At 39.2% G+C, this 15,500-nt stretch carries 12 protein-coding genes; 3 read left to right on the top strand and 9 right to left on the bottom strand.

Translation table 11 applies throughout. The annotated features are described in order from the left end of the window. Positions 1-41: 41 nt before the first annotated feature. Positions 42-1,037, bottom strand: coding sequence for a GGDEF domain-containing protein (locus tag A7967_RS01685; RefSeq protein ID WP_054203430.1), 996 nt, complete (start codon positions 1,035-1,037; stop codon positions 42-44). Between the two features lie 87 nt (positions 1,038-1,124). Here A7967_RS01685 and A7967_RS01680 point away from each other — a divergent pair, with 87 nt between their 5' ends. Next, positions 1,125-2,246, top strand: coding sequence for a linear amide C-N hydrolase (locus tag A7967_RS01680; RefSeq protein WP_054453785.1), 1,122 nt, complete (start codon positions 1,125-1,127; stop codon positions 2,244-2,246). Positions 2,247-2,654: 408 nt separating this feature from the next. On the opposite strand, the gene A7967_RS01675 is transcribed toward A7967_RS01680, so the two are convergent. Together A7967_RS01675 and A7967_RS01670 are read right to left on the bottom strand one after the other, a co-directional pair. After that, the gene (locus A7967_RS01675) at positions 2,655-3,650 is read right to left on the bottom strand and encodes a GGDEF domain-containing protein (protein WP_064435312.1); all 996 of its coding nucleotides are present in this window, start codon (positions 3,648-3,650) and stop codon (positions 2,655-2,657) included. 65 nt (positions 3,651-3,715) lie between these two features. Beyond that, positions 3,716-4,483, bottom strand: a complete 768-nt coding sequence (locus A7967_RS01670; RefSeq protein WP_244507084.1) for a substrate-binding periplasmic protein — start codon at positions 4,481-4,483, stop codon at positions 3,716-3,718. 359 nt (positions 4,484-4,842) lie between these two features. Here A7967_RS01670 and gss point away from each other — a divergent pair, with 359 nt between their 5' ends. Beyond that, complete coding sequence (gene gss / locus A7967_RS01665) at positions 4,843-6,738, top strand: bifunctional glutathionylspermidine amidase/synthase (protein ID WP_064435311.1); 1,896 nt, start codon at positions 4,843-4,845, stop codon at positions 6,736-6,738. A 69-nt stretch (positions 6,739-6,807) separates the two neighbouring features. On the opposite strand, the gene A7967_RS01660 is transcribed toward gss, so the two are convergent. The 6 genes from A7967_RS01660 to A7967_RS01635 form a co-directional block, all read right to left on the bottom strand. Next, positions 6,808-8,328, bottom strand: a complete 1,521-nt coding sequence (locus tag A7967_RS01660; protein ID WP_064435310.1) for a hypothetical protein — start codon at positions 8,326-8,328, stop codon at positions 6,808-6,810. After that, on the bottom strand, positions 8,328-9,233 hold the full coding sequence (locus A7967_RS01655) for an ABC transporter ATP-binding protein (RefSeq protein ID WP_054453778.1): 906 nt from the start codon (positions 9,231-9,233) through the stop codon (positions 8,328-8,330). The genes A7967_RS01660 and A7967_RS01655 overlap by 1 nt, the downstream gene beginning before the upstream one ends. A 214-nt stretch (positions 9,234-9,447) precedes the next feature. Then, positions 9,448-10,668: a hypothetical protein gene (locus A7967_RS01650; protein ID WP_064435309.1), complete on the bottom strand. Its 1,221-nt coding sequence runs from the start codon at positions 10,666-10,668 to the stop codon at positions 9,448-9,450. Then, on the bottom strand, positions 10,643-12,055 hold the full coding sequence (locus A7967_RS01645; protein WP_064435308.1) for an MBOAT family O-acyltransferase: 1,413 nt from the start codon (positions 12,053-12,055) through the stop codon (positions 10,643-10,645). The genes A7967_RS01650 and A7967_RS01645 overlap by 26 nt, the downstream gene beginning before the upstream one ends. Before the next feature lie 227 nt (positions 12,056-12,282). After that, complete coding sequence (locus A7967_RS01640) at positions 12,283-13,827, bottom strand: M56 family metallopeptidase (protein ID WP_064435307.1); 1,545 nt, start codon at positions 13,825-13,827, stop codon at positions 12,283-12,285. A 26-nt stretch (positions 13,828-13,853) separates the two neighbouring features. Next, positions 13,854-14,234: a BlaI/MecI/CopY family transcriptional regulator gene (locus A7967_RS01635; RefSeq protein WP_054203440.1), complete on the bottom strand. Its 381-nt coding sequence runs from the start codon at positions 14,232-14,234 to the stop codon at positions 13,854-13,856. A 483-nt stretch (positions 14,235-14,717) separates the two neighbouring features. Here A7967_RS01635 and A7967_RS01630 point away from each other — a divergent pair, with 483 nt between their 5' ends. Beyond that, positions 14,718-15,497 (top strand): DUF2189 domain-containing protein, encoded by a 780-nt coding sequence (locus A7967_RS01630; protein ID WP_054453771.1) that lies wholly within the window; start codon positions 14,718-14,720, stop codon positions 15,495-15,497. Positions 15,498-15,500: the final 3 nt, after the last annotated feature.

The following is a 15,500-nucleotide window of genomic DNA, read 5'->3' as shown; positions in this document are numbered from 1 at the left end:
AACGTATTTTTACGTAAAAACAGCATCTAGATTGCAAATTATTATTTATAAACCACACAATTACGGCCTTTTTCTTTTGCTAAATAAAGATTTACATCTGCCGCTTTTAAAAGTTCAGAAAGACTAGAATCAGTTGATGTCGAAACACCAATACTCACTGTAACATGGATGTTATCTTTGCCATGGGTAACGTATTCGGCCGCTACTTTCGATCTAATTTCCTCAGCTTTAATAACAGCAAGTTCAGGTGTTACATTTTCCATTAAAATACAAAATTCTTCTCCTCCAATTCTAAATACACTATTTCGATTTGTAGCTGAGGTCAAGCCCTGCGCTATTTTCTTCAACACTTCATCACCAAATGGGTGACCGTATGAGTCATTAACATTTTTAAAATAATCAATATCCAAAAGCGCTAAACTAACTGGTTGGCTTTTATTTAATTGGGAATACGTTTTGGTTAAACTAAGTCGATTAAAAGCCCCTGTTAACGGGTCTTTTAATGCTAGTGTACGCAGCGCTTTCTCTGAGTTTGCGCGTGATGTCTCATATGTATGAGAAATCCCCCAAACAAGAAGGTAACTAAAAGCAAAGTTCAATAACGGTGATGTGTAAAACGTCTCTGTTTTAAAATAGATAATAGTGATTTGAGCAACAAAGTAAAAACCACTTAAAACAATCCCAAAACGCTTACCTAATAAAAGATAAAACACAATCGGCAGAGCGAGCGCCCACATTAAAAGGTATGACATTAGTGGTGCCATATGTGCGCCACTTGCAATAAGCCCAACGAGTGAATACACATACAGCTGCTTTGACCAGTGCAAGCTGTCTGTTTTACTCGCGTTTAAATATAAACCAAGTGAAAAAAAGGCATAAAGACATTGCATACCCCCATAGATAAAATGTTGGCCGATAAAGATATTAAGGAGCCCCAAACCCAAAGCGAGCAATAAAGTGACACTTGTCATACCCCTTATTACTTTAAGTCTGAGCCTTAACGTGTAATCAAGATCAAACGTATCCATAACAGCCATTTTTAACATTCTTTATAGTCATTGTATTAATAAAGTAATTAGATAACATAGGGACAAAACAATCCAGAAAATAATAGGATAACTTACATGTGTACGCGTATTTTTAACAGTCTAAACCCAGATTTTCCAGTAACAGCTAGAAATATGGATTGGTTTGCAGGCGTAAATGCTTTTTTATACACTTTTCCGGTCGGATTAAAACGTATCGGCTTCATACCTGAAGATACGGATCAATTTAAAGTACCCCAAAGGCAAATACTCAAGTGGAAATCTCATTACTCAAGTATTGCAACTGTAATGGGTGATAAACGAATGGGCACAGCTGATGGCATTAATTCGGCAGGCCTCGTGGTCAATGCTTTATACGATACAGGAGCAGATTACATACCTATACGCGCAGACAATAGTTCGCCTTTGCTGAATAAACGCCAAACTGAGCACTCCCCTCTTGAAGAAAGTAAAAAAGTCTTAAGTGTGCTCAGTTGGGCGCAGTTCACACTCGATAAATTCGGATGTGTCAAAGCTGCTGCAAAGTACTTCAGAAAACAAAAAATTCAAATTGTAGAAGAGAATGTTCCTGATGGTTTAGGGAAATCAACCCCCGCAACACTTCACCTTTGTTTATCAGACAAAACCGGAAACTCCGCCATAATTGAAGTCAATAATAACGCATTCGTTGTGTATGAAAGCGAAAAATTTAGAGTTGCCACTAATGAACCTAATTACAAAACCCAACTAGAAATAAATCAGTATTGGCAGTACATGTGGGGCAAGGCTGAGACGCCCAACTCTCGACCTCTTTACACCGTGCCTGGTGGCGTTTCTTCAACCCAAAACTTTGAGCGAGCTTCTTTTTACATATCACTTAGCGAACCCGTTAATTCAACAATAAAAGCCGTATCACAAACACGCTCAATGGTTGCAGCCTGCGCTGTACCACATGGATTTAATCCAAGAAGTGCAAGTATTAGCTCAAGCACTATTTGGTCAAACGTTAGTGATCAAGCAAGTGGCACCTATTATTTCTTAAATATGTGTAACATGGCACAAGTTTGGCTAGATTTTTCCACTGAAATTACAACATGTCAGCGAGTCCAAGTAATGACGCTTGAAGGTGAAGAGCTTATTGAGCAGCCGCCTATTTTTGGCAACTTAAACGACAAATGCACAGTAACAAACGATCCATACGCAAGGGCTAAAAAAGCCTAGGGCGTGTTGACCTTTCGTAATTAATTTTGCAGCAGTCTATTTGGTAGTTAGGCAAGGCAGAGCCTATGGTGTGTGGTTGTTCCCCATAAATAGGCGAAACGCAGTATAAATGCCAAACATGCGTTACCCAAAGGGCTCTTCCTAGGGTCAATTAACTCTTTGTTACTACACGGATGTAGGAAAGGGGCGTAAGAAGGGCGCACAAGCTTTGCTCGGTTTTTACTTATTCTCACATGGATGTGAGCCAGTAGAATAACGCAGGAGCAGTTATCGAGCCCACTCGATTGCAAACCTCGCGCCGCGATTAAATCCCCCCTAGCTTGAACAAATTTCAATCTACAAAGGTCACCCAGCATTAAATACGCCATATATAACAAAGAGTTAACTCCAACGTTATTTCGTTCATGCTTAGCGCTGGCTACAGGCAACAACCTTATTACGCCCTCTATTTTTAGCTAAATATAAATTCGCATCGCACTGTTTTAACCAATCTTTCCTGTGTTTATTACAAACAAGTTCGCATACACCAATACTGACCGTTAATTCGCCCTCAGGAAGTAATTTACTCTTTTGCACATGGCTGCGTATCTGTTCTGCCGCTTGTATTGCTTGGTTTTCATCCGCACTGTGCAATAAAATTAGAAACTCTTCGCCTCCTAAGCGAAATAATATATCGTTGCTGTTCGAGTTTGCTTTCATTATAGCTGCAAAGCCTTTTAAAACTTCATCACCTACGTCATGTCCATATTGATCATTTACCTTTTTAAAATGGTCAAGATCCAACATTAAAATTGACATAGGGGCTTTCTCGCATTGATTTATAAAGATGGCATTTTCTAAAGAGTCACTAAGTAAAAAGCGATTGTTTAGACCCGTTAATACATCTGTTATAGATAACCTATGTAGCTGAGCATGCTGTAGGGCGATTTCTTTAAGAGTTAAATAAGCAAAAATACTAATGCTAATTAACACAGCATAAAAACGCGCAAATACATCAGGTGATAAATTATACCAACCGAATGGCAAAATTATGGCTAAATAAAGAATGTTCGCTAATCGCGCTAAATGCAGCGGCAAAACAAAATAACAAGTTAAAACAGCTGGGTATGCCCAAAACGATGCTGTGACACCCCATACATTAATTGCAGCAAGTGAACAGCCTGCCATTATTGGCATCGTCGCAAATAAGTTTAATGGCAGGCTATAGGTCCCTTTAAAACACAATACGGCATTAAAAGTGCAAAATAAAATAGCAATAACCCCCAGAAAACCCATGCCATTTTTAATCACATAAAAATCATACACAGTAAAAGGGGCTATTGCTATTACACTAACGAGGGACACATTTAAGGCTGACTTCAAGAGAAATTCAGGGTGCTTAGAGGTATGATTTACTTTCTTCATCCGGGATATATCCTAATAAAAAATATGTACCCAAAAACTTAAATTCAGGAAGATAAACTTCATGCTTATTCTAAATTGTATTTTTTTAGAATTACTGCCAATTTCCCTGACTTTTTAATATTTAAAAATGCCTTTTCAAATTTTTTTATTTGTAACTTTGACACCGATGTTTTACTAAATGCAAAATAAACAGGCTCAGAATTAATTACAAATGGGCTAATTGTCACTTTCATAAAATCTGGATTGTTTTGCACTTGATAAACGATGTTATATTTTTCTTCTAAAAAGCCAGAAATACGCCCATGGCGTAACAAATCCAGTTTTAATTGGTTATCTGGTACGTAAATAAATCGCTCATCGGTATCTTGCTCTTCTATAAAACGTTTTTCAAATTTACTACCGTAGTAAGCACCACGTTGAATTGCTATTGGTGCATCAAGTTCAAATAAACTACTTACAGTATTTATGCTGTAAGAACGCTCTGCATTCATAGCAAATACAATATTCTCCTGCTTTTGAGGGCCTATGAAATAAGCAAAACGCATACGTTGTGCTGTTTTAGATACGCTAAGCATTAAGTCCACTTCGCCATTTTCGAGCATTTTTAATGAACGCCCCCAAGGAACACTTACAAAGCGATACTCACAGCCAGCCTCATCAAGCAATGCTTTTGCAAAATCAACATCAAGTCCATGCCAGGTTAAGTCTTCATTTTGATGCGATTGTGCGGCATAATTTTCAAAGCGAACAATAATCTGGCACGTGTTCTCAGCTGAATAACTTACATTACTAAACATCGCACAGGACAACACAGCAATAATTAAATACTTCACAGAATATGCTCTCAAAGAAGCGATATGATAAGTTTAGTTTATTTAATCAGCATCGCCACTACATACTTTGCTATCTAGTTTATAATCGCTTAAATGTTTACTGGCCTAAAAAGCGACTTTTTAAGTGCTATTTAAGTGCTATTTAAGTGCTGTAAAAAACACGTATTAATTTTTATCATCCCTAAAAATTCGGATAATAAGAGACAACCAATTACCGCTTATTATTCCTAACAAAAAGCATTAAATTTTAAACTCTTTTAACTAAATAAAAAGTACTTGAAGGCTCTGTTTTTAACTTGCTATCAAACCAATACACTTCTATAGTCTGCAGATTATCACTCCCTAATTTTTGAACTACTTTGTCTAAAAAATCTCACGTACCTGCTAGCCCTTTTGGAGAGCTATTAGGCTATGCACTTGGTAATGTTGCTGTTTATTCGTCTGACTACGACAGTGCTGATGAAACAGCCTACCCAAATAGGAGTGCCTACAGAAGTTATCTCGATGGCATTTACATGGGCTATAAATGGCAATGTGTTGAATTTGCGCGCCGCTGGATGTATCTCAATCACGGCTATATATTTGATGACATTGCAATGGCTTATGATATTTTTGAGCTACGCTCGGTGCGTGATATAAACAGCCAAACTAGACTTCCTTTGCATGCATTTCGTAATGGTGCAAAACACCACCCAACAGTGGGAAGTTTACTCATTTGGGAAGAAGGCGGAGAGTTTGAAGAAACAGGTCATGTTGCTGTTATAGTTGAAGTCCATACAGATAAAATTCGCCTAGCAGAACAAAATGTTGGCCATCAAGTATGGCCGCAGGGCCAGCAATGGTGCCGTGAGCTCAGAGCTAAAATCACACAGCAAGGTGACTACTGGATTGAGTGTTCTTACAGCGATGCCACTATTTTAGGCTGGATGACACAAACTGATCAGAGCGAATTTAGCGAGCCAACGCCTGAAGTAAGTACAGATCTATTTGCTATCAAACCTCAACATACAACTGACTCTGGACAGGCCAAAAAGTCATGGCTTAACATTGCTAATGACGATGAAGCCGCCTACGTAGATATGATGCAAGGCCATAAACTAACTTCAGTAAGTGCTGATCAACATCATTACTTTGCTATATCAAATACTGCACAACAAACGATTGAACATGCCACCAATGAGTTACATGGCTTATTTATGCATGCAACAGACTATGTGTTACAGCACCCTGAATTATTAAAAAAGTTTAATTTACCCGATGTCGTACTCAATAAAATTCGCCAATCATGGGATAACCGCTTAAACCAACTGATCACCAGCCGGTTTGATTTTGCACTCACACCTGCCGGATTAAAAGTATATGAATACAACTGTGACTCCGCGTCATGCTATATGGAAAGCGGTAAAATACAGGGTAAATGGGCTAAACATTTTGGTGTTAAAACAGGTGTTGATGCAGGCCATGATCTCTTTAAAGATTTAGTTAAAGCATGGCGAAAAAGTGAAGTAAAAGGCCTTATACATATTTTACAAGATGACGAACCAGAAGAGCATTATCACGCGTTATTTATGAAAGAAGCTATTGAAGCTGCTGGTTTTGAATGCAAAGTAATTATTGGTTTAAAGAGTTTACGCTGGGATGATTCCGGCAATATAGTTGATGCTGATGGTGAAAAGCTCAACTTTGTCTGGAAAACATGGTCATGGGAAACTGCATTAGATCAAATTAGGCAAGAGTGTGAAGCAGATCAATCCCAAGGGGATGATTTTGAACCTCAGTGGCAAGCGGGTAAAACGCCACGTTTAGTTGATGTACTGCTGCGTAAAAACGTCATGGTGTTTGAGCCACTTTGGACCTTGATCCCAAGTAATAAAGCGATTTTACCTGTGTTATGGAGCTTATTTCCAAACCATCGATTTTTACTCAATACTGCATTTGCTCTAAATGATGAATTATTACAAACAGGTTATGTAGTTAAACCGATCGTTGGCCGATGCGGTGCTAATATTCAACTCGTTGATGAACAACAGCAAGTCATAGAAAAAACCGTGGGTCATTTTGCCGCACAAGATCAAATATACCAGCAACTATTTGCACTGCCTAAAGTTGGTGACTACTTTGTACAGATATGTAGTTTTACCGCCGCAGGGAAATACGCAGGTGCTGGGGTACGCGTTGATAAAAGTATGATTATAAATGGCCAGAGCGATTGTATGGCACTACGTGTTAGTGATGATAGCCTTTATATCTCGTAAACAATTAAAGTTCGTAACCCTCAAGTACACAAAAGAGCATCAGGTAAAGTCCCCCTGATACTCTTTTAATTAACGGGTTCGTTTAATACTCATTGTTAATAGCAATAATCCACTAGCAATAGCCAAAAAGTAATAAGGCATTCCTGCATCCCAACTCGACTGACTGTTCACGCCTAAAAAGTCTAAATATAATCCAGCTTGCAGAGGCCCTATATACCAAATAACTAAAAACACGACTTCAAACATTCGCTTTGTTTGCGTAAATGCACCGCAAAAATAGGCTAATGAAACCATAAACGAAATAGCCACAAACAATTGTACCAGCAGCAACCACTCCGCCATTACTACGTACCGCGCAATACTACCTAAACACGCTAATGCTAACAGTCCCCAGCCAGCACTAAAACTCGCCATATTTTGCAATAATGGGGATTGCTTACTATAAGCCATAATTTCAAAGGTATTTGTTTGCCTCTCTAGCTGCCCTAATGGTGATATAACCAATACACACCACAGCAATGAGATAGGTAAAAAAAGGCTCAATAACAGCTCCTGATCAACAAAAGCTTGGCATACATTCAAAGTGACCAACCCGATGAACCAAAGATTTGTTTGCCCTTTGAGCATTAACTTAAACTCTAATCGTAATAAACGTGTAAAAGCGAATGACTTTGTTGCGCCAGCAAATAATCTATCGAGTATTCCTGTGACTTTTTCAATTACGCTGACTATTCGCCATGGCTTTTTAGCCTCTTTCAGTGAGCCATTACTGAAACGATCAAAAAATAAAAATGCTAAACTCAAACCTATTAAGCTGATCATCAACAAAGGCAGCATTCCTAAGAGGTGCACAACACTTGGCTCAAACCCATGCCAAACAAATGTGCTTACAGATTCACTCGCTGTTATGCCAACATTGGTGCCACCTTGCTCTGCTGGAAAACGCGCAGCAACCTCCATATCTAAACTTTCAAGCACCGCACCAATGCCTGATACACCTGCAATGCTTTGCGTTATCGAGCCAATCCACAAGAAAAAATACGCCACATTACCAAAACCACCTTTGAGCCACGTTATCGACTCAAACAAAATAGCAATTGATGCAATTGCTAATAACAGCGGTAAAATAAACACTAATTGCGGCCAAACAAGTGCCCACATATCAATCTGGTAGCTTTCGCCATAATAAAGTTGGATCAATACACTACTGAGCAACATCGCCAATACAATTGAAAGTAAAATCAGTACATTTACTCCCCACTTAGCGAATAAAAAAGCCTGTTTGCTAATCGACGTTGCTGCAATAAGCTCACACGTTTTTGATTGCCTATCTAACTCAAGTGCATTTTTAACTAAGTAAAAACAAATAATGGGTAAGAACATGACATTCAGCATCGCTAAACATACGCCAATCCACGCGCTGTTATAAATCCCGCGGTAGCCATTAATAACCAAAGTTTGGTACTGCGCATCAGGGGATGGAAAATACAATAACGTTAATACAGACATAGCCAACAAGGTCACCATATAACTTTGTTGGCGTGTGCGTTGTTTAAAGTCAGCTACCATACATTGCCAAATCTGTTTCATTAACGGATCCTCACTGCGCTGTGAGATGCTGATTGCTCGCTGGTAAAATACAAGTAAGCATCCTCAAGTGATGCCGCCCGTTCCGTAGCTTTAGAGTCAGGGCAATGATCCGCAACAAGGTTTAATTCAAGCTTTCCTTCTTTTCGAATGCTGTGGCTAACAATATACTCATGCTGGATCTGTTTCAGCTCCGATGGTTCAACCGTTAGTGTCCAGCATTTATCAGCCACTTTTTGCTGTAATACATCTGCTGTTGCTGATTGGATAAGCGTGCCACCGCGCATAATTACAATGCGATCCGCAATCGATTCAACATCTGACACAATATGTGTAGAGAAGATAATGCAACGATCCGCCGCAAGCTCGGTCAATAACTGTCTAAAGTTGGCGCGTTCATGCGGATCAAGACCAACTGTCGGCTCGTCAATGATCAATAATTTAGGATCATTTAATAACGCCTGCGCAATTCCAATGCGTTGTTTCATACCGCCAGAGTAGCCTTTTAGCGGCTGATGCGCGGCGTGAGTTAAATTAAGTTTATTCAGTAAATCATCAATAACACTCTTGGCATGGGAACTTTCAAGCCCTTTAAGCCCTGCCATGTATTGCAAAAACTCAATACCCGACAGCTGTTCATACACGCCAAAATATTGAGGTAAATAGCCCAGCTCTTTGCGTAACAATTGTGGTGATTTAACAATATCTTGGCCTTGCCATAAAATGACACCTTGTGTTGGCTTAGTAATGGTAGCCAGAATTCTCATCAAACTAGATTTTCCTGCTCCATTAGGGCCTAACAAGGCTAAAATACCAGGTTCAACTTGCAACGATAATGTATTAATTGCGCATTTTGCATCTTTGCTTTTATTATATTGATGACGTAATGATTGAATATCTAATAGCATGAGTGTCTATTCCTAATTAAGTTACACTCATTCAGCAAATATTAAGCCATATAAATAGCAATTAATAATCAACAACTTAAATTTTAAAATTTTTAAATAAACAATATTGAATAACAACTCTCACCAAATAATGGCGAAAAGCATCAACGTGATAAGTTAGGATCTTTCTCACCCGCTGATGCATGTAACTTATTCAGCCTAACCACTGTAAAAACTAAAACAAACTTTGATACTGATCTATTAGATAATCTGTGTAAGCAATATCGCCACGATAACGCGATAAATGCGTGGTATCACGGTACATTTGCGGGGTTATTTGCGGTATATTTTGATGGTTTTTCAGCTTAATACCAGTAGCTTGTTCTATTTGCGTAATTACCGCAGCTAAACGTTTTTCAGCCTCTGGTGTTGTTTTTATCCACTTGCTGTTTTTTGGCAGCATGATCACTTCAACGTTCTCAGATACACGTTGAAAGTTTTTTACAATGTTAATAAAGTGATCAACTAATAATGGCTCAAAATGAAGCTGCTCTATATCGGCACTACTAATGCGACTGAGGCGGTCATTTCTCATTGCGTTATCGGTTTGCGTAACGCGGTAATAGTCGTTAAATATGGCTAATGTTTCTGCTGAACGCTCTTGTGGAATAGTCCCGCCACCTTGCCATTCATAGCTCCATTCTACCGGCTTATGATCAGGGTATTCTTCATCAAACTTCTGACCAAGCAATCGCCCTAAGCGACGACGTTGCGCAATAGTTTCATCATCATCTTTAAACGTTTGATGTGACTGAGGAGGAAACATCCCTCTGCCAAAAAAGCTGGTGATCATTTCAGCTGATATATTACCGCGCAAATACTTTATATTGAATAACCGTACGCCACGAGTAAGATCATTTTTTGCAATTTCCATTAACTCCTCGTCATTGGCAAGCAACGTTAAAAACGAGTCTAAAACTGGCGCAGATCTATCCCAGCGTGTTTGCGTGGTTTGAAACGGATTAAACTCAATCATGGTTAGCTTTATTTTGCGATCTTCTTCGATAAATTCATCCGCAATACGCCGTGACAAAAAATCTTGAAAATATGGGTTTAGCCCACCAAAGCCATAATTAAACGATTTAACCTGCTTACCCCGCTGCGCTAAATCAGCATCAAATTTTCGCGGCGAAAACCCAGCTCGCGTCATTGATGAACCAAAAAACATCACAACATCGTTTGGTTCTTTCACTATCTGTGGCAAAGCCGCCCGTGACTCAGTGACCCTGCCTAATACGCCTTGTGAATTTGCCCCCATCCCATGCAAAATAAGATGAATACTGATAAGTGCGAAAGCCATACATAAGCCAATAACAAGAATCGACTTTCCATATAATTTTTGTGATGTCATTGTTGCTGTACCTTGATGATTAGAATTGGAAATAGATAAACTCATTACTTGGCTCCCCGATAAATAAACACACGCCTTGCCCTAACATCATTAACAGCCAAAATAGCCAGGGTTTATTTTCCAGCTTGTCAGCGCCCTTTATTACGTAAAAATCCATAATATGTACAAGTAGCACCCATATACTGGTCATTACAAAAATAGTCATTGCGTTGCTTCCTGCTGCTATTGTTGAATTAAATACATGTAAATTAGTAATAATATCTATGGCAGAAGTTAAGTCGTTGGCTGCAAAAAATACCCAACCTATAAGGACTAAATAAAACGTGATGGCCCACTTAATAAAAGTAACAAGCAGCGCGTTGGATTGATTAAAACGTGCAAATATTTTCAACCCTGCTAAATAGTGCGTGACAGTAATAATAGCGCCATGAAATGCGCCCCACGCAACAAAGGTCCACGCCGCACCATGCCATAAACCACCCAATAACATAGTTAAAAACACATTACGGGTACGGTTATTATTTCTGTTTCCACCTAATGAGATATATAAATAATCGCGTAACCATGTAGAGAGGGAGATATGCCAACGACGCCAAAAATCAACCGGAGAAAGCGCAAAATAAGGCACTCTAAAGTTCAATGGAATACTAAAGCCAAGTATCAGCGCAATACCAATTGCTATATCGGTATAGCCCGAAAAATCGCCATAGATTTGCCCTGCAAATGCCAGTACTCCAGTCCAAAGTTCAAGCGTGCTAATAGGGCCTTTTGCTTCAAAAGCATGTTGCGCTGGGATAGCTAATATATCAGCCCCCGTTTTCTTGATAAGCCCAACAGTGATCAGTAAAAAGCCATGTTTTACAGCAGTATATTTAGGTAATGCGATGGCGTGCATTTGTGGCAATATATGGCTTGCACGAAGAATAGGCCCTGCAACCAATTGAGGAAAAAACGATAACGCAGCAACAAATTCAACTAAACCTTTACGTGGCTTCATGTCGCCACGATAAACATCAATGGTGTAACTTAAACTTTGAAAAGTATAAAAAGAAATACCAACGGGCAGCACCCAACCTAATGTTTCAATAGAGGCATTGTAACCAAGCGAAGATAACAACTCAGACACAGAGTTAAGTGCAAAATCGGCATATTTAAACACTGCAAGTAAACCTAAATTAAGCACCACAGATAAAGTCACCCATTGTTTTTTACGTTGCAGCGTTGATGCTTTATAAATAGCTTGGGCAATAAAGTAATCGGCTACCCCACTGCCTACCAACAATGGAATAAAACTATAATTCCACGCGCCGTAAAACACTAAGCTACCAACTAAAATTAAGTACACTTTGGGTTTTTGTTTTAAAAACACAAACCCGTAAAACAAAATAAAAATGGCAAAAAACCAAAAGAATATGGGGGTATTAAAGATCATGGTGTCACCTTCGTTGTTATTTCTTGTGTGATATGTGTTCTTTGATAAGGAATATTTGGGTATAAACATACTATTTCCTTTATTTAGAACGAGTTTGGCTAACCCACTAAAAGTAGGGTAAAAATCAATCAACAATTAATTGAAGTAATTTAAATAAATGTGATGCAGGCTAAATAAAGCCAATCGACTTAAAGCACGCTAAGGTGGTAAGTGAAGTAAGATATAGATCATTCGCGTGCGCCATTAGCTATTAGTAGCGCTTTAATTGACTCAGTACGCGCACGATTTAGGGGCGAGCGTCGCTGATAACCATCAGAAACCCCTGTCGTAACCGCTAAGTTAACATCAGCTCCGCGTGCAACTAGTAATTGGCTCATGTCGTAAAAACCAAAATACGCTGCATTGATAAGCGGTGTTTCATCTCGCGGCACAATTGCATTTATATCAGCGCCGTTATCTAACAATAGCGTTGCCAGTTCAATATTATTACTCATCGCAGCGACTATTAGCGGGTTACCATCACCACTTGATGACTGATTTACATCAGCGCCTAAGTCAATCAATGCCTGTGTCATTGCTTTGTTGTTTTGTTTCACCGCAATCATCAACGCAGTGCCATCGCCAATAACTGGCACGTTAATATCAACCCCATCATTTTTCAGTGCTTTAATTGCGCCAATGTCATTACGAGTAACGGCATCAATCAGTAAGGTACTTTCAAATTGCGGTAATAGTGAGTAATGTCGAGCATCAACGACGGTGTGTTTAATACTGACTTTAGGTGAAAAGGCCTGTGTAGCTTGAATTGTGGTGACTGTTAGCCCTGCACATACCAGCATAATAATCGTGATACGTGGCTTTTTAAATTGCTTGTTTTCTAAAACCGCGCCGATACGGTAATTCAGCTCTTTTTTCTTACTAAATAGTCCCATTGCCAACACGCTCCGCTGCTCCATCACCATTAATTTTGCACAATCAATCAGTGACTGCGCGTATTGCTGCGTATTTTTAATTTCGTTCACTGCGCGTAAATCACACGCTATTTCACGCTCTACATGAATTTGCTTATTAAGCAGGCGGATCACTGGGCTCCACCAAAATAAGATAGCAATGATCTCCTGAAATAAGCCAAACCAGTTATCTTTACGTTTTATATGCGCGTTTTCGTGGAGCACTATCGCCAGTAATTGCTCATGTTTGAGTTGTTCAGTAATGCTTTTTGGAAGGATGATTTTAGGTTGCTTAAACCCAATAACCAAAGGCGAGGATACTTTGCTTGAAGTATAAACATCTGTATTAATATGGGCCGATAAGTGCGGCGTTTTTTCTATCGTAGAGCGAAGCAAGTTTCGTGTTTGCACATATGACGATAACACCGTAAATCCACGCCATATACTACCTATAAACCAAAGTAGGACACCAATACTGAGTAAAAAAGAGAAGTTAAATACAATCTCACTGGGTAAATGCCAGTTACTCTCCTGATCACTCATAGCGACTTTATTATCAGTTGCTGAAAAGCTATCTTCTATTTTTAAATCAACCGATTGCGCAACTGAATTTATAACGCTTGAAGTTTTATCTGCATCCATTGTGATCAAAGTGAAGGGGATGACTGTTGCGACAATAAATGCCGTCATCCATAACCAACTGCGCAGCTCCGCACTCGATGGTACACACTTATTAATCAACGCAATTCCCAATAAAAGGATAAAACCAATAATTAGGTGGTGAAATGCCAACGTTGTTAATAAAGTATATTCAATCATCATAGCCTTGGCGTCCTTATCTTGGTTTGTTAGTCTTTACTTTGGTCGACTTTACGTTGCAGCGCTTCTAGATCATCAAGGTCTATGTCGGTCTCTTGCATTAAGTGTTGCGCCAACACCTTGGGTGAGCCACCAAAAAACTTGTTTAACATTGAGGTTAATGCACTTTGTCGGGCCTCTTTTTGAGTGATTTTAGGGATATAAATAAACGCTTTACCCTCTTTTCTAAAATCAGCATAGCCTTTTTCAGCAAGGATCTTACACAGGGTTTGTGTTGTGGTGTAAGCCGTTTGCTTCTCTTTTGATAGTTCATCCGTTATGTCGCGCACAGATGCTTCACCATTTTTCCAAAGCACTTCCATAATACTTTGCTCACCATCGGTAAGCTGGTTTGATTTATTTCTAGCCATCGTATTTAACCCTTTCTTTTAATCTACTAATTAATTAGTTTTAAATACTATAGCGCGCATAATTCCATCTATCAACTAATTAATTAGTTTTTAAACAAGCGACCACTTAACAGCCATTGAAGATGCTAGGGCGTGTTGACCTTTGTGGATTGAAATTTGTTCAATCTAGGGGCGATTTAATCGCGGCGCGAGGTTTGTAACCTAGCGGGCTAAGTCAAAACCGAGCAACAAAGAGTCAATCGCCCCTAGGAAGAACCCTTTGGGCAGCGCATGTTTGGCATTTATACTGCGTTATCGCCTATTTATGGGGAACAACCACACTGCATAGGCGCTGCCTTGCCTAAATACCAAACATACTGCTGCAAAATCAATCACGAAAGGTCAACACGCCCTAATAGCAAGCTACAAATAATTAGTTGATGATTTGTAAATAATACATCTATGTTCTAAACCTAAAGAGTACCTATCAAATGGAGCACTTTTATGCCGACAACAAATACGGTTGATAAAAACACAGAGTTTGCCCGCTGTTTGCAATGCAATAAGGTAAATACATTCGCTGCATTTCATTGGCTTGCTCTTGCGTTTAAAGATATGACGCGAGCACCAATACTGAGCTTAATTTACGGATTAATTTTTACTATTATTCCATTAGCTATTGTTTACACCGCCGTATTTGCAGGAACTTATATTGTGATTATTCCTGCAACCGTCGCGTTTGCTCTAATTGGGCCTGCATTTGCTGTTGGCTTATATGATGTAGCATGGGAGCTTGAAAAAGGGCATAAACCCACACTTACACATTCGTTAAAATCAATGTTTAGGAATCCTGTTGGGGAATGGGGTTTTGCAATTTTGTTGATGGTTATTATGATTGTTTGGATGCGCCTTGCAGCCTTAGTACATGCACTTTACCCAAGCCATGCTAACCCTACCTTTGAAGAATTATCAGCATTTTTAACCTTAGGCTCCATTATTGGCGGGGTTTTGTTAGTCACTGTATTTGCAATTTCAGCGTTTACGCCGCAAATAATGATGGAAAGACGGGTCGATATTATGACCGCTGTCATGTCGTCCATGCACGCTGTTAAAACTAATTTCTCTGCAATGGTGGTGTGGTCTATCTGTATTTTTGTACTTGTGGCGCTGGGTTTTGCAACCGGAGCAACAGGGTTTATTGTGATTATGCCGCTACTTAGTTACGCCAGCTGGCATGGCTATATTGCGATAATCAAAACTAAAAAGGCCAGAGGGTATGAGTAAATA

The sequence above is a fragment of the Pseudoalteromonas neustonica genome (genome assembly GCF_001653135.1).
Taxonomy (GTDB): Bacteria; Pseudomonadota; Gammaproteobacteria; order Enterobacterales; family Alteromonadaceae; genus Pseudoalteromonas; species Pseudoalteromonas neustonica.
Note: the sequence above shows the minus strand (reverse complement) of the source record. Positions and strands in the feature narration are given on the sequence as shown.